The 23408-nt window shown below is 63.2% G+C and carries 27 protein-coding genes and 1 pseudogene; 13 read left to right on the forward strand and 15 right to left on the reverse strand.

The features are described 5' to 3' along the window. Window positions 1-8: 8 nt before the first annotated feature. The 5 genes from WDM91_17330 to WDM91_17350 are packed head-to-tail and all read right to left on the reverse strand — an operon-like array spanning window position 9 to window position 6399. Window positions 9-3326 (reverse strand): hypothetical protein, encoded by a 3318-nt coding sequence (locus WDM91_17330; protein MEI9996364.1) that lies wholly within the window; start codon window positions 3324-3326, stop codon window positions 9-11. A 25-nt stretch (window positions 3327-3351) separates the two neighbouring features. Further along, complete coding sequence (locus WDM91_17335; GenBank protein ID MEI9996365.1) at window positions 3352-4386, reverse strand: hypothetical protein; 1035 nt, start codon at window positions 4384-4386, stop codon at window positions 3352-3354. Continuing rightward, on the reverse strand, window positions 4383-4784 hold the full coding sequence (locus WDM91_17340) for a DUF6468 domain-containing protein (protein ID MEI9996366.1): 402 nt from the start codon (window positions 4782-4784) through the stop codon (window positions 4383-4385). Before WDM91_17340 ends, WDM91_17335 begins: the two co-directional genes overlap by 4 nt. Window positions 4785-4793: 9 nt before the next feature. Further along, window positions 4794-5837, reverse strand: coding sequence for a flagellar motor switch protein FliM (fliM, locus tag WDM91_17345; GenBank protein MEI9996367.1), 1044 nt, complete (start codon window positions 5835-5837; stop codon window positions 4794-4796). A gap of 10 nt (window positions 5838-5847) precedes the next feature. Next, entirely contained in the window at window positions 5848-6399 is a 552-nt protein-coding gene (locus WDM91_17350; protein MEI9996368.1) for a flagellar basal body-associated FliL family protein, read from the reverse strand. A 162-nt stretch (window positions 6400-6561) separates the two neighbouring features. Between WDM91_17350 and flgF the strand changes: the two genes are divergently transcribed. From flgF to flgH, 4 genes are read left to right on the forward strand one after another with little or no spacing between them, the layout of a single operon-like run. After that, window positions 6562-7365: a flagellar basal-body rod protein FlgF gene (gene flgF, locus WDM91_17355; GenBank protein ID MEI9996369.1), complete on the forward strand. Its 804-nt coding sequence runs from the start codon at window positions 6562-6564 to the stop codon at window positions 7363-7365. Between the two features lie 12 nt (window positions 7366-7377). Next, a complete protein-coding gene (flgG, locus tag WDM91_17360; protein ID MEI9996370.1) occupies window positions 7378-8169 on the forward strand; it encodes a flagellar basal-body rod protein FlgG in 792 nt (263 codons plus the stop codon). A gap of 2 nt (window positions 8170-8171) precedes the next feature. Further along, window positions 8172-8660 (forward strand): flagellar basal body P-ring formation chaperone FlgA, encoded by a 489-nt coding sequence (gene flgA / locus WDM91_17365; GenBank protein MEI9996371.1) that lies wholly within the window; start codon window positions 8172-8174, stop codon window positions 8658-8660. Between the two features lie 13 nt (window positions 8661-8673). Continuing rightward, window positions 8674-9417, forward strand: coding sequence for a flagellar basal body L-ring protein FlgH (gene flgH / locus WDM91_17370; protein ID MEI9996372.1), 744 nt, complete (start codon window positions 8674-8676; stop codon window positions 9415-9417). 87 nt (window positions 9418-9504) lie between these two features. Here the strand turns inward: flgH and dksA are convergent, their stop codons facing one another. The 4 genes from dksA to WDM91_17390 all read right to left on the reverse strand — a co-directional run bounded on the left by dksA (window position 9505) and on the right by WDM91_17390 (window position 11667). After that, a complete protein-coding gene (dksA, locus tag WDM91_17375; GenBank protein ID MEI9996373.1) occupies window positions 9505-9870 on the reverse strand; it encodes an RNA polymerase-binding protein DksA in 366 nt (121 codons plus the stop codon). A 153-nt stretch (window positions 9871-10023) separates the two neighbouring features. Then, window positions 10024-10710, reverse strand: a complete 687-nt coding sequence (locus WDM91_17380) for a hypothetical protein (GenBank protein ID MEI9996374.1) — start codon at window positions 10708-10710, stop codon at window positions 10024-10026. Further along, window positions 10711-11112, reverse strand: a complete 402-nt coding sequence (locus tag WDM91_17385; protein MEI9996375.1) for a DUF4260 domain-containing protein — start codon at window positions 11110-11112, stop codon at window positions 10711-10713. Between the two features lie 99 nt (window positions 11113-11211). Then, a complete protein-coding gene (locus WDM91_17390) occupies window positions 11212-11667 on the reverse strand; it encodes a GNAT family N-acetyltransferase (protein ID MEI9996376.1) in 456 nt (151 codons plus the stop codon). A gap of 180 nt (window positions 11668-11847) precedes the next feature. On the opposite strand from WDM91_17390, the gene WDM91_17395 reads away from it, so the two are divergent. From WDM91_17395 to WDM91_17410, 4 genes are all read left to right on the forward strand, one after another. Next, window positions 11848-12540, forward strand: a complete 693-nt coding sequence (locus WDM91_17395; GenBank protein MEI9996377.1) for a hypothetical protein — start codon at window positions 11848-11850, stop codon at window positions 12538-12540. Window positions 12541-12863: 323 nt separating this feature from the next. After that, a complete protein-coding gene (locus tag WDM91_17400; GenBank protein ID MEI9996378.1) occupies window positions 12864-13202 on the forward strand; it encodes a hypothetical protein in 339 nt (112 codons plus the stop codon). A 104-nt stretch (window positions 13203-13306) separates the two neighbouring features. After that, window positions 13307-13618 (forward strand): hypothetical protein, encoded by a 312-nt coding sequence (locus WDM91_17405; GenBank protein ID MEI9996379.1) that lies wholly within the window; start codon window positions 13307-13309, stop codon window positions 13616-13618. Between the two features lie 586 nt (window positions 13619-14204). Then, window positions 14205-14507 carry a hypothetical protein gene (locus tag WDM91_17410; GenBank protein MEI9996380.1) on the forward strand — a complete coding sequence of 101 codons (303 nt, stop codon included), beginning with the start codon at window positions 14205-14207 and terminating at the stop codon, window positions 14505-14507. A gap of 80 nt (window positions 14508-14587) precedes the next feature. Here WDM91_17410 and WDM91_17415 read toward each other — a convergent pair whose 3' ends face one another. From WDM91_17415 to WDM91_17425, 3 genes are all read right to left on the reverse strand, one after another. Next, a complete protein-coding gene (locus WDM91_17415) occupies window positions 14588-15838 on the reverse strand; it encodes a type IV secretion system DNA-binding domain-containing protein (protein MEI9996381.1) in 1251 nt (416 codons plus the stop codon). Window positions 15839-15904: 66 nt separating this feature from the next. Continuing rightward, window positions 15905-17464 carry a recombinase family protein gene (locus WDM91_17420; protein ID MEI9996382.1) on the reverse strand — a complete coding sequence of 520 codons (1560 nt, stop codon included), beginning with the start codon at window positions 17462-17464 and terminating at the stop codon, window positions 15905-15907. Next, the gene (locus tag WDM91_17425; GenBank protein ID MEI9996383.1) at window positions 17461-17763 is read right to left on the reverse strand and encodes a hypothetical protein; all 303 of its coding nucleotides are present in this window, start codon (window positions 17761-17763) and stop codon (window positions 17461-17463) included. The genes WDM91_17420 and WDM91_17425 overlap by 4 nt, the downstream gene beginning before the upstream one ends. Before the next feature lie 13 nt (window positions 17764-17776). Between WDM91_17425 and WDM91_17430 the strand changes: the two genes are divergently transcribed. From WDM91_17430 to WDM91_17450, 5 genes and pseudogenes are all read left to right on the forward strand, one after another. After that, window positions 17777-19063 carry a hypothetical protein gene (locus WDM91_17430; GenBank protein ID MEI9996384.1) on the forward strand — a complete coding sequence of 429 codons (1287 nt, stop codon included), beginning with the start codon at window positions 17777-17779 and terminating at the stop codon, window positions 19061-19063. A gap of 160 nt (window positions 19064-19223) precedes the next feature. After that, window positions 19224-19574 (forward strand): helix-turn-helix transcriptional regulator, encoded by a 351-nt coding sequence (locus tag WDM91_17435; GenBank protein ID MEI9996385.1) that lies wholly within the window; start codon window positions 19224-19226, stop codon window positions 19572-19574. After that, window positions 19571-20080: a hypothetical protein gene (locus WDM91_17440; GenBank protein MEI9996386.1), complete on the forward strand. Its 510-nt coding sequence runs from the start codon at window positions 19571-19573 to the stop codon at window positions 20078-20080. Before WDM91_17435 ends, WDM91_17440 begins: the two co-directional genes overlap by 4 nt. A gap of 67 nt (window positions 20081-20147) precedes the next feature. Further along, a pseudogene (locus WDM91_17445) lies at window positions 20148-20461 on the forward strand (ArdC family protein). A gap of 72 nt (window positions 20462-20533) precedes the next feature. Next, the gene (locus tag WDM91_17450; GenBank protein ID MEI9996387.1) at window positions 20534-21043 is read left to right on the forward strand and encodes a zincin-like metallopeptidase domain-containing protein; all 510 of its coding nucleotides are present in this window, start codon (window positions 20534-20536) and stop codon (window positions 21041-21043) included. A gap of 60 nt (window positions 21044-21103) precedes the next feature. On the opposite strand, the gene WDM91_17455 is transcribed toward WDM91_17450, so the two are convergent. The 3 genes from WDM91_17455 to WDM91_17465 all read right to left on the reverse strand — a co-directional run bounded on the left by WDM91_17455 (window position 21104) and on the right by WDM91_17465 (window position 22496). Beyond that, complete coding sequence (locus WDM91_17455; GenBank protein MEI9996388.1) at window positions 21104-21508, reverse strand: hypothetical protein; 405 nt, start codon at window positions 21506-21508, stop codon at window positions 21104-21106. Continuing rightward, a complete protein-coding gene (locus WDM91_17460) occupies window positions 21496-21789 on the reverse strand; it encodes a hypothetical protein (protein ID MEI9996389.1) in 294 nt (97 codons plus the stop codon). Before WDM91_17460 ends, WDM91_17455 begins: the two co-directional genes overlap by 13 nt. A gap of 266 nt (window positions 21790-22055) precedes the next feature. Continuing rightward, window positions 22056-22496 carry a hypothetical protein gene (locus WDM91_17465; protein ID MEI9996390.1) on the reverse strand — a complete coding sequence of 147 codons (441 nt, stop codon included), beginning with the start codon at window positions 22494-22496 and terminating at the stop codon, window positions 22056-22058. Window positions 22497-23408: the final 912 nt, after the last annotated feature.

Genomic DNA, 23408 nt, shown 5'->3' on the forward strand with positions numbered 1-23408 from the left:
GCACCAGATCAGTTCGTCGCGGGCGCGGCGTAGCGCTTGCGGAAATCCGTCATGAAGGTTTGCAGCGTGTCGACCGAGGCGATCTGCGCCGCCTGGTCGCGGAAGGCGACGCCATGCGCGTCGATGCTCTGCGCCAGCACCGCGAAGGCGCTCGCATCGGGGCTCGCCTTCATCTTCGGGCCGAAATTCGCCCGCAGGCGATCGAGGCTCGGCTCGTCATTGGCGAGCGAATAGGCGACGGCGGCGCGCATGACGTCTTCCCGCTCGGTCGGATTGAGCGGCGCGGCGTCGCCGTAACGCGTCCCAAGCATCTCCTCGGCCTTTTGGCCGGCGACGGCCCAATTGCCGCTCTCCCAATAGATATCGGCGCGCAGCCGTGCGGTGTCCGCCGCCGGATCGACGGCGATGAGATCGAGCGCGTTGTTCCACTGCTTGAGGGCCGCAAAGGCGCGCGCTTCCAGCAGCAGGCGCTGGTGGTTCACATCGTCGGGCAAGGTGCTGATCTGGGTCGTGCGGATGGCGTCCAGTGCGTTCTGCGGCTTCTGGTCCATCAGGTAGATCATGGCGAGCCGCGTCGCGACCTGGGCGCGCGCTATGCCGTCGAGACGCTTGGTGATCTGGTAGTTGAGAAGGTCCGCCGCCGGGCCGAGAAGATCGACCCCGACCAGCCGGTCCGACATCCGCCGGATCATCTCGTCGCCGTCCGGACCGATCGGGGTCAGGTCGACGAAGTCATAGAAGATCGCCAGCGCCTCGACCGGCGGGATCTTGTCCGCCCTGCCCTTGATGAACAGCGCCGCGAAGGCCGCGCGCATGTCGTCCTGCGCCTTGCGCGCCAGATCGTCGTTCGGGAAGGCCTGCGCCGCGACGCGCAGCGCGTGCAGCCCGTCGCGCCAGCGCTGCCGCCCGAAATAGAGCGCGGCGAGCTTGCGCAATGTCCGCATCTCCAGCATGTCGCCGCGCCAGCGATAGCGCAGGCGCTCCAAGGCCGCGATGGCGGCATCGGGCGTCATCACGCCAGCCTTCAGCGCAGCTTCGGTGCGGTAGTAGATCGCTTCCGCTGCGGCCCGCTCGTCGCCGCTCTTGTCGACGGCATCGAACAGGCGTCCCGCATCATGGCCGCGATTTTCGGCGGCGAGCAGACGCGCACGCACGATATCGGCGGCGATCGCAAGTCGGCGGTCCGTCGCCTGCGGCATGCGCGCGATGGCTGCGTCCGCGACTTCCAGATGTCCCTGGCCGAGCGCGGCCTGTGCCTTGGCGATGCGCTGACGCGCCTGCCAGTCCGGCTGGTATTGTCCCAGCACCGGCTCGGCGCGGTCGAGATCGGCGCGTGCCGTGTCCCAGTCTTCCTGTGCTGCCTCGATCAGGCCGCGCCAGAAGGCGGCATGGCGATCCGCGTCGAAGGCCGCGCCGGCGATGTCGTTGTGGGCATCGCGATAGCGCCCCATCATGAAGTCTGCCGCCGCCCGCATGGTGAGGAGCTGGCGGTCGCTTTGCAGCGCGGGATTTTCGGACTGCATCAGATTGATCAGGCCCAGCGCTTCGGCGGAGAAGCCGTTGGCGAGATAGAAACGCGCGAGCACCAGCCGGGCGTGGGTGGCGTCGCCCGGGCTGAGGCGTGCCGTGGCCGCCCGCAGGCGGCGCTCGGTATTGAGGAAGCTGCCGCCGGTGAATTTCGCCCAGTCGGCGAAATCGAGGAAGGATGGGCTGCCGCCGCGGGCGGCGACGGCCGCCGGCGAATCCGCGACTGGCATCGTGGGCGGCGTGAGGGCGAGCCCGCCCGGATGCGTGACCGTCACGCGCGTGCGGTCGATGGTGACGGCCAGATCGTCGACATAGGGGAGCAGCACGAGGCCGGACGCGGTCTGCAGCACGCCGAACTCGACATAGTCATGCGGCGCCAGCATCGCCCGTCCCGCCGCGGCGGGAACAAGGACGAGCTGGTCGCCGGCGACGGGATCGGTCAGCGTCACCGGATGCGTCGCGCCGGGCAGCAGCGTGCTCAGCGAGGAATGGGTCGCATCGTCCTGGTTGCGGGAAAAGCCGATGGCGATCGGCGATTCGCTGACTTGCCGTCCGATGACGACTTTGAGGTTCGAGCCGTCGGCATGGGCGCCGATCTGTGCCGGACCCTTCAATGTGATGCGAAGCACGCTGACGCCGTCGGCCGAGGCTGCTTCGACCGCGGCGGGATAGTCGCGCAGTTCCGCCTTCAGCCTCACCGCGTCCAGCGGCGGCGCGCCCTGGAGCACGATCCACGCGGTCATGCCGCGGATGAAAACGGCCGAGCCGCGATTGGCGGCGCCGTTGAAGGTGAGGACCGCGCCGGTGCGGGTGACTTGCCCATCCGCGTCTGCCGTCGGTGCAGGTGCCGCTGCGACTGCCGTTGCCGGCGCGGATGGCGGCGTTGCGGCTGGCGGTTGCGGCGCGGCGGCAGGGATTGGTGCTGCAACAGGCTTTCCGGCGTCGGCGAGCTTCTGGGCCGTCGCGGCGATCTCCGCCGCTTGTGCGCCGGACATGGCAGAGGTTCTCCGCGGCGCGGCGTTCAGCGCGGTGACGGTCGGCTTGCCGCCGCCCGGAGGATGATAGGAATCGGCGTCCGTCTTGGGCGCCAAGACGTCGAGGACGATTTTCGTCCCGTCGCGGAAGTCGTGAAAGCCCGAGGCCTGGTCGATATCGAACTCGACGACCGTGCCCTTGCCGTCGACCCGCCAGCTCGCATTCTTGACCCAAGGCGGCGCAAAGCGCGCGATGGCGGAGACATCGACGCGCGCCGGCGCCTCGAAACGGATGCCGAGCTTTCCCGCGCCCGGGAACACCGCATATTTGACGGGGTGCGGCCAGTCGAAGACCAGCCGCGTGAAGTTCTGGTAGCTGCCGGAGCGCACCGCGATCTGGGGCAGGGCTGCGACGTCGAGCGTGGTGGGCGCCGGTGGCGGCGGCGGCGGCAGATCGGGCGGCGTGCCGGGGAAGCTGGCGGGCACCAGGTCGATCGCGATCCGGCCGGCGGATTCGCTTTGATGGAGACGCACCGGCTGGACCAGCGCGATACGCCAGGTCTTGCCGTCAGGATCGACGCGGGCGGCGCCGGCATAGGCGGGTGCATTCTGGGCGAGCGCACTCGCCGCAACACCGGGCTTGCGATCGAAGCCGAGCGTCAGCACGCCGCCATCGACGGCTGCTGTGACGTGCCCGTGCGGCGTGAAACCGAACAGCAGGCGCGCATATCCATCGGCGGTGCCGACATTCAGCGAATCGGCCTTGGCCGGCGCGACCGCCAGGGCGAACGCCCAGGCCGCCACCATCAGGCGGATCAAGGTCATGCGAGTCGCGGCGCCCGGCATCCCGTCACTTCGTCTGTGGTGGCGCCAGGGCCGTCGGCGTGCCCGTCGCCGGCACCGCAGTCGGTGCGGGCGTGGGGGCCGCCGGTTTCACAGGCGGCGTCGCGGCGGCAGTTTCCTTGGTCGCCGGCGCGGCGACAGGCTTGCCCGGCGCCGCGGGTTTGACGGACGCGTCATGCCGTGGCGCCGGCTTGTTCGGTGCTGGGACGGGGGCCGTGGTTGCTTGGGCCGGCGGTGGCGCCGGTGCGGGGGCCGGAGGCGCGGGCGGCGTCGGCAGCGGCGTGGCGGCCGGCGGCGGCGCCAGCGTCACCGGTGGCGAGCCGAGCGCGGCCGTCTGCAGCGGTGCCGCGGGCGCGCCGGCGGCCACCGGCACAGCCGTGCCGGCATCGGCCGTGTTTGTCGGACAGATCGCGGCCGGCGCGTTGTCCGGCAATTTGAGGAGCGCGGCCAGCTTGACCGTCAGCTTCTGCGCGGCATCGGGATTCATCGCCGCCAGCACCGGCGCCAGCACGTCGGACTTCATGCCCTTGGCGACCGGCAGCAACACATCGTCGCTCAGCGTGTTGAAGATGCGCGCCGCGTCCTTGGGCTTCATCGTCGAATAGGTCTTCACCAGGGATGCGATCTGCGCGTCCTGCTTGGCGTCGCGCTGTGCCAGCAGCGCCTGGATCTGGGTCTGAAGCGCTTTGAGGGCGGCGATCTTCTGGTCGACCCGGCCTTCGCCGGCGTTCAGCAGGTTCTCGCGCATGTCGAGCGCGCGCGCGCGCGCGTCGAGTTCGGCGCGGCGGTGGGTGAGGCTGGAAAGGACATCGACTTCCGCCGCGCTCGGCGAGGTGCCGTCGGCATTGGCGTAGTCCGGCGTTGCGGCCGCGCCGCGATTGTCGGTGGGCGCCAGGCCGGAATTGTCCGGCAGGTCGGGATCGGCGGTCGCGGCGGCGGCTTGTGCGGCGCGCGCGATGTCGAAGCCCTTGAAGGCGAGCACCGCCGTGCCGACGATGACCACCGCGGGCAGCAGGCGCAGATAGCGTGGAATACCGTTCACCGGACGGCCCTCAAGGCATCGAGCCGCCGCATGATGTTGTTCGAGGGCAGATCGCCGCCGACCGCTTGCGGCCGCGCGGCGGCCGAGGCGCGGTCGAAACGCTCCGCGATACGCTCGCCCGAGGCGGTCAGCAGCGACAATTCGTCGATGACGGCGCGGCTGCGGTTAAGCCGCTCGTCCAGCGTGTCGGCGGCGCCGCTGGCGGCCGCCTTGAGTGCGCGCATCGCGGCGCCGGCATGGGTGATCGCGCTGTCGAGCTCGCCGATGGTGGATTTGAGGCTCTCCTGCCCACGCCGCACGGCCGCGAGGCGGCGCTCCAGCACGATGCAGTAGATGAGGGTGACCGCAAGAAGCCCGGTCAGCGCGCAATCGGCAATCAGGGCGAGATTGAAATGCATGTCTGTCTCCTACAGTCCGCGCGACGCGTCGGTGCGCTCGACGGCTTCCTCGATGCGTACGGCGACCGAGGCACCGACCCGGCCCATCCGGCCTTTCAGCAGCGGCACGCCGCGGCAGCGCATCTCGATCTTCGAATCCGGCGTGGCGTTGAGCATGATGGTCTGTCCGACTTCCAGATTCATGACGCGGTTCAGCGGCAGGGTCTGCTCGTCCAGGATCGCGGCGATCTCGACATTGGTCGACCACAATTCCGTGGCGAGATGGCTTTCCCAGATCGAATCGCGGCCGAATTTCTCGCCCATGAATTGCTGCAGCAGCAGCTTGCGGATCGGCTCCAGCGTCGCATAGGGCAGCAGAAGCTCGGTCCGCCCGCCGCGGTCTTCCATGTCGATGCGCAGCTTGACCAGGATCGCGGCATTGGCGGGCCGCGCGATGGCGGCGAAGCGGGGATTGGTCTCGAGCCGGTCGAGGCCGAAATTCACCGGCGCCAGGGGTTCGAAGGCGGCGCACATGTCCTGCAGGATCACCTCGATCATGCGCTGGACGAGGGTACGCTCGATGGTCGTGTAGGGCCGGCCCTCGATGCGCATGGCGGAGGAGCCGCGGCGCCCGCCCAGCAGGACGTCGACGATGGAGTAGATCAGGTTCGAGTCGACGGTGAAGAGGCCGTAATTGTCGAGCTGCTCGGCGCGGAACACCGCCAGGATCGCCGGCAGCGGGATGGAGTTGAGATAGTCGCCGAAGCGGATGGAGGTGATGCTGTCCAGGCTGACCTCGACATTGTCCGAGGTGAAGTTGCGCAAGGACGTCGTCATCAGCCGCACCAGGCGGTCGAACACGATCTCGAGCATCGGCAGGCGCTCATAGGAGACCAGCGCCGAGTTGATGATGGCGCGGACGCCCGACTTGTCCTGGAGCTGGTCGGAATTGACGTCGAAGCCCAGGAGGGAATCGATCTCCTCCTGATTCAGGATGCGTTCGGCGGTGCCGTTGCTGGCCGCGACCGGAATGGTCTCGGCCGCTTCGGAGGATTCTGCGGTGTCGTCTGTCATGTTGTATCCGCTACTGGACGAGCATTTGCTTGAGGAGAACGTCGCGAACGCGATAGGGCGCGGCGGACATGTTGATGCGGCGCAGGAGCTCTTCCTTGAGCCGCGCGATGCCGGCGGAGCCTTTGAGATCGTCGAGCCGCAGCTCGCGCAGATAGCCCTGGAATTCGTTGACCACCCGCGGCATCAGCGCCTTGAGGCCGGCCTCTTCTTCGGGACCGTCGAGCTCGAGCGAGACCGAGAGCTTGAGATAGGCCGGCGCGGCGTCGGCGCCTTGGATGTTCACCATGATGTCGGGGACGTCGTAGAAGGTGACGTTGGGCGGCGTGGCCGGCAAAGGCTCCGGCGCCCCGGCGGCGAGTTCGGTCGGCTTGTCCGCCGCCGTGAAGAAGAACCAGTAGGCGCCGCCGCCGGCCAGCAGCAGCACGATCAGCCCGGCGGCGCCGAACAGGACGAGCTTGTTGCCGAGCAGTTTCTTGACGAGACCTTGCTTCGGGGCGTCGCCTTCCGCGGCGTCGCCGTCTGTCTTCTCGGCGTCGTCCGCCCGAGTCTCTTTCTTCGCCACGCCCGCCGCCCTTCAATCCCGGACGCAAATTAGGCGGACGTGGTTAAGAACCGGTTCAGATTGACGGCCTGGAAGCGCCCAAGCGGAAAAATCTGCCGGGCAAGCGACGCCCCCGGGGCCGGCCCGCTGCGCGAAAAACCCGGCGCTTCCGCGGAATTCGCCTTGGCACGGCGGCTGCAATCGCAAGGGCACGGCAAGGACCAGAAAGGTCTGAAGGGCCCCGACATGGACAATTCGCTTCTTATAAGTCTTTCGCACCAGATCGCGGCCTATCGCTCGATGGACGTGATCGCGAACAACATCGCCAACGTCTCGACGCCGGCCTTCCGGCGGGAAGAGCCGAGCTTCCAGGAATATCTCGCGCATGTCCCGCCGGCCGAGGGCCAGAGCGGCACCCAGACCCTGAGCTTCGTGCAGGACAGCGGCGTCGTGCGCGACATGAGCGAAGGCCGGCTCGAGACGACCGGCGCGCCCTTCGACATGGCGATCCACGGCAAAGGCTATTTCGTGGTGCAGACCCCCACTGGCGAGCGCTACACCCGCAATGGCCATTTCGGGCTGGACGCGTCGGGTCAGATCGTCACCTCGAACGGCGATGCGGTGCAGGGCGACGGCGGCGCGATCGCCATCACGCCCGACGACGGCGAGGTGCACATCGCGCAGGACGGCACGGTCAGCGGCGCCAACGGCCAGATCGGCCGGATCCGCGTGGTCGATTTCGCCGATCCGCGCGCCCTGACCAAGGAAGGCGCCAGCCTCTACGCCGCGGCGGGCCAGTCGCCGGTCACGGCCGACAGCTTCGCGCTCCAATCGGGGATGCTCGAGACCTCGAATGTCGAGCCCGTGATCGAGATCAGCCACATGATCGAGGTCATGCGCGCCTATCAGGCGACCGCGACGCTGACCCAGACCCAGGAAGACCTCATGCGCCAGGCGATCGACAAGCTTGGCGCGATGCCGAATTAAAGGACCAGGACCATGCGCGCTCTCTCCATCGCTGCGACCGGAATGCTGGCCCAGCAGACCAATGTCGAAGTCATCGCGAACAACCTCGCGAACATGAACACCACGGGCTACAAGGAGCAGCGGGCCGAATTCCAGGACCTGCTCTACCAGAACGTCTCGATGCCCGGCGCCAACTCGTCGGATTCCGGAACGGTCCTGCCCAGCGGCGTGCAGATCGGCGCCGGCGTGCGGACCGCTTCGGTCTATCGCGTGACGACGCAGGGCGACCTCAAGAACAGCTCCAACCCCTACGACCTCGCCATCCAGGGGCCCGGCTTCTTCCGCGTGCAGCAGCCCGATGGCACCGATGCGTACACACGGGCCGGCGATTTCGGCCTATCGCCACAGGGGCAGCTCGTCACCGACCAGGGCTATACCGTGGCGCCCGGAATCGCGGTTCCGACCAACGCGCTCGCCGTCGCGGTCAATGCGCAGGGCCAGGTCTCGGTCACCGTGCCGGGCCAGACCGCGCCGCAAGTCGTCGGCACGCTGGAGCTCACCCGCTTCGCCAACGAGGCCGGCCTCGAGCCGGTCGGCAACAATCTCTATCTCGAAACGCCGTCCTCCGGCTCGCCGCAGGCCGGTGTCCCCGGCTCCGCGGGCTACGGCACGATACAGCAGGGCTTTCTCGAGACCTCGAACGTCAACTCGGTGGAAGAGATCACGTCGCTGATCACCGCCCAGCGGGCCTACGAGATGAATTCGAAAGTCGTCACCGCGGCCGACGACATGCTGCAGGAAACCGCGCGCCTGGGAGGTTCATAGCCATGGTTCTGCGTCTCATGATCTTCATCTCGGCGCTTCTGATCGCCTATCCCGCCTTCGCCGACAGCGCCATGCGCGTCGTCGTCCCCAACCGCGACATCGCGCGCGGCGAGATCATCGGCGAATCCGACCTCGCCTACGGCACGATCCCGTCGAACACCGTGTTCTCCGGCATCGTCACCGCGGCCGGCCAGCTCAGCGGCATGGAGGCGCGGCGCATGCTGCGCGCCAACCAGGTCGTGCGCACCGACGATGTCCGTCATCCGCTCGTGATCGCCAAGGGCGAGATGGTCACCATGACCTTCGAAGCGCCGGGCGTGACGCTCACCGCTTCGGGGCGCGCCATGAACGAAGGCGGCGTCGGCGATACCGTCACGGTCCAGAATCCCGCGTCCTTCCGCCTGGTCAGCGCGGTCGTCACCGGGCCCGGCGCGGTACGCGCCGCCACGTCGGCGCTCGCCGTTTCCACCCGCACCGCATCCGCGCATTGAGAGGATACCCGCCATGAGCCGCTCCATCCCCAAGGCGCTTGTGCTGAGCGCAAGCCTGTCCCTCCTCGCCGGCTGCACGGCGGTCGACCGCATCAAGGAGATCGGCGATCCGCCGCGCCTGGCGGGATTGGCCGATCCCAATTCGCCGGTGAATGCGCCGACGCCGCCCGTGCCGATGCCGCCGCCGCCGGAGCCGTCGCGCAGCGTGAATTCGCTTTGGGTGGTGGGCTCGCGCAGCTTCTTCCACGATCCGCGGGCCAGCCGTCCGGGCGACATCATCACGGTCAACATCACCGTCGCCGACACCGCCAAGATATCGAACACGACGACGCGGGCGCGCACCAATTCCGACAACGCCAACCTGACCAATTTCTTCGGCCTGGAAGCGCCGATCGCGGCCGGCACCGGGATGAACCCGGCGAGCATCGTCAAGATGGGATCGGATACGTCGAATGTCGGTTCGGGCTCGGTGGATCGGTCCGAGGCGATCAACCTCACCATGGCCGCGCTGGTGACCCAGGTGCTGCCCAACGGCAATCTGGTGATCGGGGGCCATCAGCAGGTGCGGGTGAACAACGAGCTGCGCGATCTGCAGGTCGCCGGCATCGTCCGCACCGAGGACATCACGAGCGCCAACACGGTCGATCTCAGCCAGATCGCCGAGGCCCGCATCTCCTATGGCGGCCGCGGCACGGTGAGCGACATGCAGCAGCCGCGCTACGGCTCGCAGCTGTTCGACATCCTCATGCCGTTCTGAGCTTCGCCCCAGGCGGGCGAGGGGGCTGGAGCAGCGGCCGGGTCCGAAGGGATTCGGCCGCTGTCTTCACGTCCGGCGCCGTCGGACCTAGTCGTCCCGGTAGACCTTCTCGCGGCGCTCATGCCGCTCCTGCGCTTCCAGCGACAGGGTGGCGATCGGACGGGCGTCGAGGCGCTTGAGGGAGATCGGCTCGCCGGTCTCCTCGCAGAAACCATAGGATCCGTCCTCCAGCCGGCGGAGCGCCGCGTCGATCTTGGCGATCAGCTTGCGCTGGCGGTCGCGGGTCCGCAGCTCGAGCTGGCGCTCGGCTTCGGTCGAGGCGCGGTCGGCCAGGTCCGCATGCGGCACGGTTTCGGCTTGCAGGTTCTGGATCGTCTCGCGGCTTTCGCGAAGGATCTCGTCTTTCCAGGTGTTGAGTTTGCGGCGGAAATACTCCCTCTGCCGCTCATTCATAAAGGGTTCGCTCTCAGACGGCTTGTAGCCGGCTGGAAGTTGGGTACCCATGCGCACTCCCTTCGACATGGAACGCGTGTCCAGACGGCCGGGGTTATAGCGATGCGCCCCAGCCCGTCAATCGCAATTCGTTAACGTCGTTAGCGCGGGAACTTAAGGCGTCGCCGCGGCGGCCTGGCGAGTGCTGGTGGTCCCCCGCATCCAGTCGACCAGTCCGGCCAGCCCCGCGAGCACGACATAAGCGCCGAGCGCCATCTGGGCCATGGCGAGCGGCGAGGCCGGATCGGGTCCGAACGAGATGTAAGCCTGGAGCGCCGCCATCGCCGCGACGAACATCCACAAGGTTGCGTCGCCCCTCGGCGTCCGGCTCGGCACGGCCCGGCTGTAGACGGCGGCGCCGGCGACCAGGATCGCGATCTCCAGCGGGAAGCTGATCCAGACATGGCGCCACAGCCCGAAGCCGACCTTGAATCCGTCGCCCAGCAGGGGCAGGTCGGGCAGGTGGACGACGAGGTCGAGCAGCCAGTGCGAGAACACCGCGCCGGCCACGACCGCGCCGCCCGCCACCCGCGCATCGCGGAAGAAGAGCGCGGTCAACGCACCCAGCGCCGCCGCGAGCGCCAGCGCGCCGATCAATCCATGCGTATAGGGCATGTAATACAGGTCGAGTGCGCTGCCCTCCGCGAGATTGTGCACGATGCGCAGCTTCTCGACGTCGAGCATCACGAGCCCGGACCAGACGATGTCGAGCCATTGCACCGCGATGAACAGCAGCCAGAGCGGCAATTGTTTCTGCGCCGCCTTGGCGGCGAACGAAACGCCGTAATGTCCGATGAACATCTAGATCTCCTTTGCCTGGCGGCCGAACCCGCCGAGATGGGTGAAACCGAACCCGCGGCCATATTTCAGGCCGTAGCCGAGGGCGCGATCGAAGCCGATATGGGCGAACCAGATCAGCGCGACCGCGAGCAGGCCGGGCTGGCCCAGCGCGAGAGCCGCGACGCCGAGCCCCAGCGCGCCATGGATGGAATGGGCCGCGTTATACGCGATGGCGCCGCTGCGCGGCCCGCCCAGATAGGCAAGGAAGCTCAGATCGGGCGCGAGAAAGAGGATTGCGAACCATCCTCCGTCGAAGCCCGCGCGCCAGTAGAACCAGCCGGCCGCCGCCAGGACCGCCAGGCCTTCCAGACGCAGCAGCGTCCTCACACCGCCTTCGGCCGCTCCCGGAATGCTGTCCGCCACGTCCCGTCTCCTGTTCGACGACGCCGGCAGCATGCGCCGGGCGCTCAGAAACAGGAATCGCCGAGTTCGTCGCGTCGCTATTCGAAAATGTATGGTGGGCTAGAAAAGCTTGCGGTAGACCGTGAAGCCGGAACGCTCGGCGACCTGGTTGTAAAGCACCATGGCCCGCGCATTGGTCTCGTGTGTCACCCAATAGACCCGCGCCGAATCCTTCGCCCGCGCCGCGGCATAGACCGCTTCGATCAGTTTGCGGCCGACACCCTTGCCGCGACAGGTCGCGTCGGTGAACAGATCCTGCAGGTAACAGGTGTCGTTCAGCAGCGTCGTGCTGCGGTGGAAGAGATAATGCACGATGCCGACCAGCCGGTTGTCCTCTTCCGCGACCAGGGCATGGACCGGTTCGGCGGCATCGAAGAAGCGCGACCATGTGGTCGCGGTGATCTCCTCCGGCAGCACGGCCGGACCGACGCGTTCGTAGAACCGGTTGTAGCCGTCCCACAGCGGGCGCCATTGCGCATAGTCGGCCTGCGTGACGGGCCGGATCGTGACGGTCATGTGGCATCCTCCTGCGCGTCACGCTAGCGCGCAATCGGCGCGGCGAGTCATGCGGCCTGGGCAGGGCTGCGAAGCTGCGCCGTCGCGCGTCAAGGCGAAAATCGCGCTTGACGGAAAGTCATTCGCAGCGTCGACCGCGCCTTTGCGCTAAACTACCCGCAGATCGGACTTGGGGGGACAATGTCCAGACCATTCCTGCGCATCGCCATTCCGGCGCTCGTCCTGCTGTCTCTCGCCGCCGCCCGGGCGCAGGTCGAGACCGTCGTCGTCACCGCCTCGTTGCGCGAGGAGGCCGAGGCGCCGCATCTCTCCATCGTCAAGCGCGCCGATCACCTGATCACGCGGGTCAACGTGACCTGCGATACGCGCGAGGCGCCGCAGCGCCTGAACGAGCTGAAAGAGACCCTGCGCAACATGATGCGGGCCGCATCCGGTTCGATCTCGCTCGGCGTCGGCGACCGCATCGTGGGCGAACTGAACGAAGCCAATTTCGACGACATCATCACGCCGGACGTCCGGCCGGATACCAGCCGCGCCATCGTCATCGTCAAGACCAAGGTCGCGGCGAACGACACGCTCAACGCCGCGACGCGCCGGCTTACCGATTTCATCCGCGGCGTGCCGCGGGCGGGCCGCACCCAGGTCCTTCGGGAAGGCAATTGGGATCTGACGATCGTCGGGCCGGAGCAATATCACGATCAGCTCGTCGCCCTGATCCTCGCCGACGCCAAGCGCAGCGCCGACGCGCTCGGGCCGGGCTATGGCGTGAGCATCGAGGGGCTGGAGCGCCAAGTGAACTGGTACCAGAAGGGCCCGCTCGATCTGGGCCTCTACATCGCCTACACGCTGAAGATCGGTCCCGTGGGCAAGTAGTCGTCGCAGCGCACCAAAACGACTTAGGCCCGGCACAGGGCCGGGCCTAAGAGGACGTCTTGATAGTGGTTGCGGGGACAGGATTTGAACCTGTGACCTTCAGGTTATGAGACTAAACGCCGACGTTCTATCTATTTGAAAGTATATAGGTATTTTTCATTTCGCAGCCCTCTGTGTGAGAGTTTGTGCGAGATAAACAGGCGCTTGCTGATGCGTCTGTGCCGTTTCGCCGCAGCATTATTGGTGCAGAGGCGCACCCTTTGGAACTCTCCATCCGAGCGCTACGCTTGCTCCGCGTGGCGTGTACCTGAGTGGAGTGAGCCATGAACAACGACGTGTTCGAAGCGCTGCAATGGCAGCGCGTCCTTGTGTGGCCGAGAACCCGCAGTGTCTTTCCGGAAGGGTTCTGGATCGACCGTGGGGGCATCCCGTGGATTGTGAAGGCCGTCACCGATCACTCGTTCCTGCTTGAGCTTGAGGGCCTACAGCACGGCATCGAGCTGCCGTTTGACCTTGTGCGAAAATGCCAGCCCGGCGGAAACGGACGCCGCCCGAGGCTCATCCTGCGTTCGCAGGTTTGGATTACGCAGTGCGATACGAGGGCGATGCCCTTCTGGTGGGAGCCGACGCTGGTGCAAGCCGCCTTCGGCACGCTCCACTAGAGCTTGTGCGTAGAACCTCAACCCCTAGCGGCTGGACTCTTACGCCGTTTGTTCTCAAATTGTTCTCATATGGGTTTTGGCAGGAGTACGCCGTATGGGTCGTGGTGGCAGAGAACGAGGACGAGATTGTCGGTCGCGCGGGGACGGGCATCCCGCTCCCGAGGGCCTTCGCCGAGGTCTGCTGTCGGGCGGGCCTGAGCTATCACTTCGAGCATCACGAAACAGGCTGGAAGCTCGTCCTGGTGGATGCGGAGCGGCAGGAATGCTCGCCCGAACCAATCACCTCCGACTATGTGAAGCGCGCTGACGCCGAACGCGATCTCATGGAGCAGGCCGTTATCCGAGGGCTCCGGGGATTCGCCGCCATGCCGCTTGCCCTCTACCGCAAGCATCAAGAGCAGGTTAAGCAGTTGTGAGCCGCCGAGTGAGGCGGTAGCGCAAGGGCGGACAGCCAGATATCGCGGTCAATAGGCGCCATCGTCAGCGAATGATGATCGTGACGTGATGAAAGAAGTAGTCCGCGATAATAAGCGTCGAGGCAATCGTGCCGGTGATCGCGGCAGCGTATAGCCAAAACTCGCGCCAGCTACGGCATGCTTTTTTTGAAGCTCGATGTGCCACGGGCAAAGCACTCCATTAAAGTGCGATCCCAAGCAAAAGAATCTGTCCAGTTTTTCCTGCCCTTGGCAACCCTTATTCCGCAGCGGTGCTCAGGAAGAATGCGGGGCGTAAACCAATGGGCTTTCAAGAGGTCACATGCGACAAGACCGAAACCCGCTATCACGCCCATCCAACCGACGGGTCCTCTGATCTTCATCAAGTTGCTGACACGCGCGATGTATGCCCCTTCGTCATCCGGCTCAGGTTGCCGAGCGGCGCTCGTTCACCGTCACTACTTCATGGGAAGATGCCAAGTCGCTCCTCACATCGCGCTGAATTTCGAAAAAGCTTGCGCGTTACCAACGCCAGCCGAGAATCAGGTGACGGGCGAAATAGTCGATCGTGAAGATCACCGAGGCAATTGTACTGGTAATAGCACCCGCCACGAGCAACCTGTCACGCCAGCTTGACGCCAATTTTTCCGACGCCTTCGACATACTCATGCGCCTCCACCGCGATTGGCTGCAATCCAAGTCGGAATACGTTTCCCCATATTATGACGTGCTTCGCGCTCCTCAGATCAAGGGGCGCTCCGGCTGGTTGGTCCAATCCCTGTACCACCCCAAAGAACCACCCAAGCCAGCGAAAAACTCGAAGCGCCATAAGTTGTTGAAGCAAACGGCCTCATTTGCGCCCAGCATGTAGTTGTGGAAGCGCAGCAACGTGATGCTCTACGTCATACGGCCGAGTGCGTCGTAGGCGTAGATCGCAATTCACGCTTTCTGCTATTCCGTCATGAAGTCCGATGGGGATGTATCGCCGTTGATCATCAAGTGCGGTGAGGGCTCGGGTCCCGCGTCATGCAACTCGTCATACCGAGCCGTCCTCGCGCTAAAAGCCCCGCTCGGCTCCCCGTCGATCATGAGTTTCAGATAGGCGTTGTAGTTTGGCAGGCTGATGAGGTCTTGCACATCAAACGTCGGCTGAAACTCTTTTGCTAGATACGCTGCATCCTCAGCCCCGACGCGAAAACTCATGATCGTCCCAGCATTTCCGAGAACTGCGTGCCGAATGTCCGGTTCGAGCTGGTGCAGGTGCTGGTGAGCGAGCGTAAGGGCAACGCCATACTTTCTAAGCTCCGACATCATGTTGGCGAGCATGAGTGTCGTGAAGGACTGGAATTCGTCCATGTAGACGAAGAACGGCCGCCGAGAGCTACCTTCGACTTCCGCACGGCTGAAGGCCGCGAGGCCAAGCGTTGAGACGATCAATCCGCCAAGGAGCGCCGAGCTCTCCTCGCCAAGCTGCCCCTTCGCCAGATTAACGAGCAACACCTTTCCCTCGTCCATGATCGAGCGGAAGCTAAGGTCAATGTCTGGGTTGACGAGGATTCTGTGCAGGGTCGGGTCCGATAGGAGCGCTCCGAGCTTGTTTTGAATCGGCGCGACAGCATCCGCCTTCATGCGGAAATGATAGTTCTCGAATTCGTGTTGCCAGAAGCGCTGGACCGTCTCGTTACGAATGCCTCGCGTAACGGCCGTGCGGAACCGCTCGTCCCGATAGAGCCGCAGGATGTCGGGAAGCGTCGAGCCGTCCCGCTCTAGGAGCGCATAGAGGGAGTTGCGAAGGATGTGCTCCATGCGCACGCCCCAGGCATCGGGCCATAGCTTCTTGAACGTTTCGATGAGGCCGGAGACGGCGAGGGGTATCTTGTCTGCCCGTACCCTCCTGAGCGGATTGTACCCGTATGGCTGGGAAGCGTCGGGTGCGTTGAGATAGGCAACGCGCTCTTGTTTGTCCTCGGGCACTGCGGCGAACACCCGCTCTACCAAGTCGCCATGGGGGTCTATGAGGGCGAAGCCTCTACCGGCTTCGAGGTCTTGGAGCGCGAGCGTTTCAAGAAGTGTGGACTTGCCGACTCCGGTCTTGCCGATGACGTAGAGATGCAGGAGGCGGTCGGCCTGCTTGATGCCGACGAGTTTGTGGGAATTTCGAAAATTAGACCGCGCGAGATAAGATAAGGCGTCGCTTTGCATTCTTCCCGATTATGCCGAGCACGATGCAACGCCGAGAGGAGTGAAAAGTCGAACGGTTGGATACTGCTATTTGACCTGGCCTGGGACATCAGGACTTTGGTGACTTTCCAGCCCTAGCTCTGCGTTAGCCGCTCGCTTCATGATCTCGAAAATCTCCCTTGCCGAAGTTCGAGTGGCATCCCGAGAGAGCGCACATTCATCAGAGATGCGTCGTCTAACGATCTCTTCGTAAGGAGATTTCAGTGTAATTACTGGGTCTTTCTTGTTCGTCGAGAAGTTCGAGGTGACGGTTGAGACAATCTCGCGTCTTTCGTCTGAATTCTCCGAACGGATAAGCAAGTGCGCCACATTTGCGAGTTCGAGGTAATTGTGGACCTTCTCGGCAACGGACTGTTCTGAGGCGGCCGTCGATAGACGGTCGAGAAGCGCGCGCTTATCCTCGAGAAACTGCCGTTGTTTAGCGTGATAGGTACGAGTGTCTATGCTGCCATCAAGCAGGAGATCAGCTAGGCGTCCTAATCGTTCGTCGCACTTCCTGACCTGTAAATCTAAGCCACGGCCTCGGTGTGCGGCCTCCTTCGTGTGTTCAGAAAGGAGCACATCAGCCATTCTCCTAATGTCACTGAAGTCCTGTTCGTCCAGCCGCAGCCGTTGAAAGAGCCCGTCAAACTTCTGCCGAAGCTCTGTCTCAGCAAGCAACGTGCCCTGACAACCATTTGTCTGGCAGCGATAATAGACGTAGCGACCCTTGGCTTTCTCTCCAATGAGGGAACGATTGCATCGCTCGCAGCGAATCATCCGACGCCAAGCGAAGTTGTGTTTTAGCGTGCCGGGCGTTGGTCGATTGCCCCTAAGGACCTGCTGCACTTGATCGAATGTAGCGCGGGTAATAAGGGGCTCGTGCCTACCCTCGAAAGTCTCATCCAGCGTATCAATGCGCATGAGGCCTATGTAGAAGGGATTGTTGAGTATCAGCGTCAAGCTGTTGAGCGAGACGCGTGCCCCATGCACGTTGCGAATTCCGCGCCGATACATTTCGTCGGCTAGCTGGTAGAAATTCCATTCTCCGGTCGCATAGAGCTCAAATGCCAACCGCACAAGCGGACCAGCGATGGGGTCGATCTCTTTTGGTTTGCCCTTTCCTTTGTTGACGTAGCCAAGCGGCGCGCGAAACGGATAGACGCCCTGACGAAGGCGGCCCATGATTCCTTTCTTTGCTTCGTCCCTCAAATTGCGAATGAAATCTGCTGCGACGACCGCTTGAATATCGGCGGCCAAACGGCCCCCGCGCGATGTCATGTCGAGCGCTTCGTGCGCAAAGTGGACTTCGATGCCTTGCTCGGTCAGCTCGGCAATTTGCGCCCAGTCGTGCAGATTGCGGGCGCCCCGATCGATCTTGTGCAGGATGACGCCATCGGCCTTCCCTCGTTTAAGCGCCTGCATCATGCGCATAAACTCGCGCCTGCCGCGCTTGGCAGCCGTTTCGCGCTCTTCAAACCACTCGACTATTTCTCCTTGAAGCTTAGCCGCGCTGGCTTCTATCAACCGCTTCTGCTCTTGCAGCGAAACGCCATGCTCGCCTTGGCGCTTGGTTGAGACGCGGAGATAACCGAGATAGCGCTTCATACAGTAGGGATATCGGCCAATTCTACATGCCCGTCGTCATCGGCGCGAATCGTTGAGTCAGCTGTGTTCTCGCGCTCGACGATGCGGATAATCATTGCGATGAATTGATAGAGGTTTGCCCGGGCAATCTCGCGTTCCTCAGCGCTTGCGCCTGGCATATACCGATCAAGAATGTCGTCACCGGGCTTCCGGGGCGAAATAGCCATATGCCGATCGTGCGACGTAGGAGACGGATACGGCAGAAACGTGATGTTGAACGGCCCACCACTTGTCACTTCTGCCGCAATCTCATGCGTCATTTAGAGTTCGCGCATGAACGAACCAACGAGAGTGCCAACGGTGTCGCGCGTCCTTGCCGACACGCTGGTCGAACTGACGTATGATCAGCGCAAACGGCAGACGGCGCTCGTCGTCTCGCGCTTTGGCGGGCTCTGGAATGCCGAGCAGGAGGTCCGCATTGAGACGGGCGAGGTGCTTGTCCCCTACGCCGCATCGAACAACCTCCTGACGAGCGGGTGCGTCCTTCTTCCGTCTGCACCCGAGCCGTATGGTACGCAGGCGGAGCTGATCGCGGATATCAGGGCGTTCGTGCGGCGCTACCTCGATGTGAGTCCGGGATTCGAGACAATCGCCGCCTACTACATCCTGCTAACCTGGGTGCACGACCGTTTCCGGGAGCTTGGCTATCTACGCCTTCGGGGCGACTACGGCACAGGCAAGACCCGCGCGCTCCTCGTTATCGGCTCCCTCTGCTACCGCCCGTTTTTCGCATCCGGCGCGTCCACCACGTCGCCGATATTTCACATCCTCGATACTTTTGGCGGCACGCTCATCCTCGATGAAGCGGACTTTCCCCAAAGCGACGCGCGGGCAGACCTCACCAAGATACTCAACAACGGCACGACCGCCGGTCTTCCCGTACTGCGCACCATCCAAAACCGGCACAAAGAGTTAAATCCGCACGCCTTCAGGGTATTCGGTCCGAAGCTCATTGCCATGCGCGGCACGTTTCAGGACCGCGCCCTCGAAAGCCGATTCATCACGGAGGACACCGGCATGCGGACGTTGCGGGACGACATTCCCGTGCAGCTGCCGTCCTCGTTTGCCGAGGAAGCGCTCGCGCTTCGTAACCGGCTTCTGCACTTCCGGCTCAGCGAGTTCTTCGCCATCGACGGCGACAGCGCACGGGCAATTCCGAGCGCTAATCCTCGCCTCAACCAGACGGCGCTTGCACTCCTGGCCCTAATCGAGGATCCGCGCGACTGGGCGCTCGTCGAAGGCGAAATTCTTGCCCGTTATGCGGACTTCGATGCCGAGCGCCACGCCTCTCCCGAAGTCCGCGTTCTTGCCGCTACCTGGGCAGCGTTTATGGCGACGAGCGGTCATGTTCCGGTCCGCGCTATTGCGGAACGATTCAACGCCGAGCACCAGGACGAGTATGGCGCGCCCGTCTCAAGCAAGTGGGTCGGCTACACGATCCGCGCGCGCCTTCACCTATCGACACGACGCTCGGGCGGCATATACGTCGTGCCGGCGAGCGAGCGTCCCCGCGTCGCAAGCCTTGCCGAGCGGCACGGGATAATCCAGCGCTCGGTTTGAGCAATCCATCACGGAAACTTTAGCAAAATCTCATCTGCGCCCGGTATGGTGCTCGGACACTGTCGCGTGGTATCGCGGCATTCCACTTTTCACTTCTACAGCGGTTTTCTCCTCGCTGGAATCATGGGCCTGCGCCACCTCTAATAAACAGCGCATTCCCATGTCACAAATCAAAGATATTCCTGCCCATCTCGTTAAGCGCAGGCGTCACGCTGGCCTTTCGCAAAAGGAGCTTGGGAGGCTTCTTGGCACGACCAAGAGCTCCATCAGCAAATTCGAAGCGCAAGGCGTCCGTCCCACCTTCAACTTCCTGCTCGCCCTTCAAGCGATATTCGATGTGAGCCCGCGCGACGCGTTCCCCGACAGCTTTGCCCAAGTACATAAGGAAGTGGTTCGGCGAGCCGCCGAACTCGATACCGAACTCCGCCGCAGGCCCTATCGGGACAGCGCACACAAGCTGGCCTTCCTTCGCGCCCTTCAGGACTGCGGCGATAGCACGCCAGCCGCATGAATCCCGCGCTCACGCCAAATCTCGTTCTTGCGGTTCACCCCACGACACGCGGCTATGGCTGGATATTGTTCGACGGCCCAGGGTCCGCACTCGATTGGGGGATCGTGAGCATACGACGATCGCGCTCGACCCGCCTCTTGACCCGGTTCGAACGAATTCTCGCGCGAAACCATCCCGAAACGCTCGTTCTTGAAGATGTTGATGACGCGAGCGAGAGCCGGGGCGTTCGCGCAACGGAGCTAAGCCGCTCGATGCTGCACCTAGCGCACTGCGCAGGAATGAGGACGAGCGTGTTTCCGCGCTCGGCCGTGCGCGCTTGCTTTGCTGCTCGCGGAGCAACGACGCGAGCAGAGGTCGCGCGCGCCGTGGCTGACGAGATTCCAGCGCTTCGGCCGCGGCTTCCAGCAGAACGCAAACCGTGGATGCCCGAGGGGTATTCGCAGTCGTTGTTCAACGCAGCCGCTGTTGCGATCACCTACTACGTTGCCCGCTACTACCTGGGCTGACTGGCGCTCCCGCGCATTTGGGAGCGTCGGAATGGTCCGGCGCTCCCGCGGTGCACGGGAGATGTTCATGAGCGAAGTTCATTCAAGATCGAACGTATACGAGTCCGTAACCGCCAAGATTGTCGCTGCGGTCGAAGCAGGCGCCGATAAATTCGAACGACCATGGCACGCGCCCGGCCTTGGTGCCCCAATCAACGCCGCGACGACCGCATACTATCGGGGCGTCAACATTCTGGCGTTGTGATTGAAGCCATGGAGCGCGGATATTTAAGCAGCCAATGGGCCAGCTACAGGCAGTGGCAGCAGCTCGGCGCCCAGGTCAGAAAAGGCGAACGTGGCGCACCCATCGTCTTCTACAAGCGCCTTGATGGAGATGCGGGCGCGCAGGGCGGCGAGGGCGAGGATCGGCAGCGGTTCGTCGCAAAGAGGTCCCACGTATTCAATGCCGAACAGGTGGACGGCTTCGTTCCCTCAGCCGTTCCTAAGGTTGACCCGTTCGAAGCCCACCAGCAGGCCGAGGCATTCATCGAGGCCGTTGGCGCTCGCATCGAGCATGGATATGGGATGGCAAAGTACCGAAGCGACATGGACCGTATCGAGATGCCCATGCGCGCGTGGTTTGTCGGCACGGACACCAGCTCGCCGCTCGAAGCCTATTACGGCGTCCTCCTCCACGAACTCACGCACTGGACCGGTGCCTCGCATCGCCTTGGGCGAGATATGGGGAAACGCTTCGGAAGCGAAGCGTATGCGATGGAGGAGCTTGTTGCGGAGATTGGGGCTGCGTTTGCGTGTTCGGCGTTAGGAGTCGTTAGCGAGCCCCGGCTCGACCACGCCGCCTATGTCTCCACCTGGCTCACGGTCTTGAAGCGCGACCCCAAGGCGATCTTCACAGCCGCGAGCAAGGCACAGGAGGCGTTCGAGTACTTGGCGTACCTTGCGACGCGAAACGACGACCCTTAACAACACGACCCCGGCGCTTCGCCGGGGTCGTTCTCAATCGGCCAAGCCAAAGCTCCCACGCTACGAAAGCCTCCAACCGGATTGCCAACGCTCGAAGGTATATCTGCTTTTCCACGTCCCTCGCTGTCCGGCCACGAACGGCGCGTTCCACGTAACGCCAAAGCATAGGCTTTCGATAAGCGCGCCTCCATCAAGCGGCTTCTTCGAAACGAGTGCGGCCTCGACCTCGACGGTGGCCGAGGAGTCCGTCACGGACTTGTCCGTAACCGTGACGGATTCGATGGTGAAGGTATCGGAGCAGGGATATTGCTTGCCGTCATAGAACGTGAACTGGGCTGTTTCCAGCCGCGCACGGATTTGAGCAGCGGCATCCGAATCTGAAAGCTCGGCCTGCCTCGGCCCGCATCCGGCAAGCGCAATCAGCCCCACCAGTGCCACCGCCCCATACCGCATCACGACGCGCACCGGCCCTCGATGATCTGCCGCAAAGCTCCCGACACGCGAATGCGTGCGAGCGGATCGCTTAGCGGTATGCCGATGTGGTCAACGTGATTGCGAAAGGGGTGCTCGGCGTTTCCGTTCGACATGATCGCGCAGGCAGGCCGCGCGCACGTCAATTGCACCTCGAACATACCGGGACACCATTCTTCGGCAGCGCCGATAGTGACGGACGAGAAGTCCTTCACGACTGCCGACGAACGGATCATCCCGGGTCCGGTCGGGAGAGATACCTGGGCGGTCACCATGAGGAAATTGTCCGCAAACAAGAGTGTTTGCGACCCGCGGATGGCGGCTCCCCGCGACGTTACGCAGGTCAGGACGCCAAATCTGGCAACGTCTACTGAGACTGTCCGCTCCACGTCCGCGCATTTTGGGAAGGCTGCATTTGCAGGCGGCACACCGGCCGCCACGCAGGCCACTATTACCGACACCCAGGCTTTTGCCCGCATAGCTGCCCCCAAGATTGAAACAATATGCCGAATTTTGTTTCAACTGGCCCGCCAGTTAAACGTTAGTCCTCGCCGCGATCAGGGCGTTTCGGGAGGGTCAAAATCCAAGCAACGAGCTTGTTAAACGCCGCCGGATTTTCGAGGCAAGCATCCAACATTCTCGTAAGTCTGTCATCCAACGAGGCGACATTCGCCGGAAACATTTTTGAGGAGATTATGAAATTGTATGGAGCGACATACCGAAGGCGGATATCGGGGTCTCGCCTGAACCGTCGCACGCGTCCGTTTGCTACGTAGCCCCCATCGTCATATTGATCGCGCGTAAAAACTTGATGGCCACACACTGCATATTCTTCATACGCCAACCCGAGCCTTCTCCGTCGCTCGATATCCTCTGGCGTGTCGTTATATAAGCCAATTTGCGGCAGCGGGCGGCACTCGACGTATACAAAGTTCTGCCAATAATCTGCGCCGGGCACCGCAACAATCTTTGCAATATCCATTTCCATATGGCCGAAGCAGAAAAACGCGTGGCTTTATTCGTACAAACCGCTTGATGTGCAAGTTTCCCCGGCCATGAAACCACCAGAGCGGAGTACGATAGACTTCGGTGTCATCTTTTGACGCGGACAAGGGCTGCTTAAGCAGGAGAGATAGGCGATGCGAAATGTCTGATGGGGACGTAAACGACGTATTACTTCGTACTGCGGGAAACGCCTCTTGGAATCGATGTGAGAAAAAGTCGGCGGAATTACGCATTCCATTATATATCCCATTGTCTACGACGGGCGATCCCTCCGGCACCTGATATGGAAGCCGAGGTACCCAATAGTAAAGATTTGATAGCGCCGCAAACCAAAGGCGCGCCAGCCATAGGTCGAATGTCAGTATCGCCCGCTTTCCGTCCACCGCGACAGCAGGCTCTATTTTCTTCGCCTCGGGTATTGTGTCGTTAGGTGGCCGTACAACCGCTCGAGAACCAGCAATATGCGCCCACCGAGCTATGATGCCCCGAACGGACGAGCTAAATAGTGTTAGCGCCGTGAGTACGGTGCCCACGACTACGAACACGTTTACGTTCGCGTCTACAAATCCTTTGAATGCCTGCCACATTGGGAGATCTCTATCGGCAGTTCTTCGAATTGTCGACGAGCGGTGAATCAGCGCTCTCGTATGAATTGTATGAGTGGGGCGGCGGCTTCGCTACGCGAAATCAGCCCCGACTAACAAGCTCAGAAGCTGGAGCTAGATTGGATTACAGCCTTCGCTCAAGGCTCCCCCATGCCTTTCTAGCCAGTGCGCGCTCCTCCCGCCCAACGACAGTTGTATATATCGTCGTTGTCCTGATGTCGGCATGCCCTAGTGTCCTGATCGAGAAGTTTCTGAGATCATGTCTGAGTGATTCGGAGGGCATG

Origin of the sequence: Rhizomicrobium sp. (genome assembly GCA_037200385.1) — a bacterium.
In the GTDB taxonomy this organism is placed as follows: Bacteria; Pseudomonadota; Alphaproteobacteria; order Micropepsales; family Micropepsaceae; genus Rhizomicrobium.

Coding starts and splice junctions, on each gene's coding strand:
- flgA (MEI9996371.1), top strand. CDS start 8,172: ATGGTTCTGCGTCTCATGATCTTCATCTCGGCGCTTCTGATCGCCTAT.
- WDM91_17420 (MEI9996382.1), bottom strand. CDS start 17,464: ATGAAGCGCTATCTCGGTTATCTCCGCGTCTCAACCAAGCGCCAAGGC.
- WDM91_17330 (MEI9996364.1), bottom strand. CDS start 3,326: ATGACCTTGATCCGCCTGATGGTGGCGGCCTGGGCGTTCGCCCTGGCG.
- WDM91_17415 (MEI9996381.1), bottom strand. CDS start 15,838: ATGCAAAGCGACGCCTTATCTTATCTCGCGCGGTCTAATTTTCGAAAT.
- WDM91_17380 (MEI9996374.1), bottom strand. CDS start 10,710: ATGTTCATCGGACATTACGGCGTTTCGTTCGCCGCCAAGGCGGCGCAG.
- dksA (MEI9996373.1), bottom strand. CDS start 9,870: ATGAATGAGCGGCAGAGGGAGTATTTCCGCCGCAAACTCAACACCTGG.
- WDM91_17400 (MEI9996378.1), top strand. CDS start 12,864: ATGAACAACGACGTGTTCGAAGCGCTGCAATGGCAGCGCGTCCTTGTG.
- flgH (MEI9996372.1), top strand. CDS start 8,674: ATGAGCCGCTCCATCCCCAAGGCGCTTGTGCTGAGCGCAAGCCTGTCC.
- WDM91_17430 (MEI9996384.1), top strand. CDS start 17,777: ATGAACGAACCAACGAGAGTGCCAACGGTGTCGCGCGTCCTTGCCGAC.
- WDM91_17395 (MEI9996377.1), top strand. CDS start 11,848: ATGTCCAGACCATTCCTGCGCATCGCCATTCCGGCGCTCGTCCTGCTG.
- WDM91_17435 (MEI9996385.1), top strand. CDS start 19,224: ATGTCACAAATCAAAGATATTCCTGCCCATCTCGTTAAGCGCAGGCGT.
- WDM91_17340 (MEI9996366.1), bottom strand. CDS start 4,784: ATGCATTTCAATCTCGCCCTGATTGCCGATTGCGCGCTGACCGGGCTT.
- WDM91_17465 (MEI9996390.1), bottom strand. CDS start 22,496: ATGGATATTGCAAAGATTGTTGCGGTGCCCGGCGCAGATTATTGGCAG.
- WDM91_17390 (MEI9996376.1), bottom strand. CDS start 11,667: ATGACCGTCACGATCCGGCCCGTCACGCAGGCCGACTATGCGCAATGG.
- WDM91_17460 (MEI9996389.1), bottom strand. CDS start 21,789: ATGGTGACCGCCCAGGTATCTCTCCCGACCGGACCCGGGATGATCCGT.
- WDM91_17440 (MEI9996386.1), top strand. CDS start 19,571: ATGAATCCCGCGCTCACGCCAAATCTCGTTCTTGCGGTTCACCCCACG.
- fliM (MEI9996367.1), bottom strand. CDS start 5,837: ATGACAGACGACACCGCAGAATCCTCCGAAGCGGCCGAGACCATTCCG.
- WDM91_17425 (MEI9996383.1), bottom strand. CDS start 17,763: ATGACGCATGAGATTGCGGCAGAAGTGACAAGTGGTGGGCCGTTCAAC.
- flgG (MEI9996370.1), top strand. CDS start 7,378: ATGCGCGCTCTCTCCATCGCTGCGACCGGAATGCTGGCCCAGCAGACC.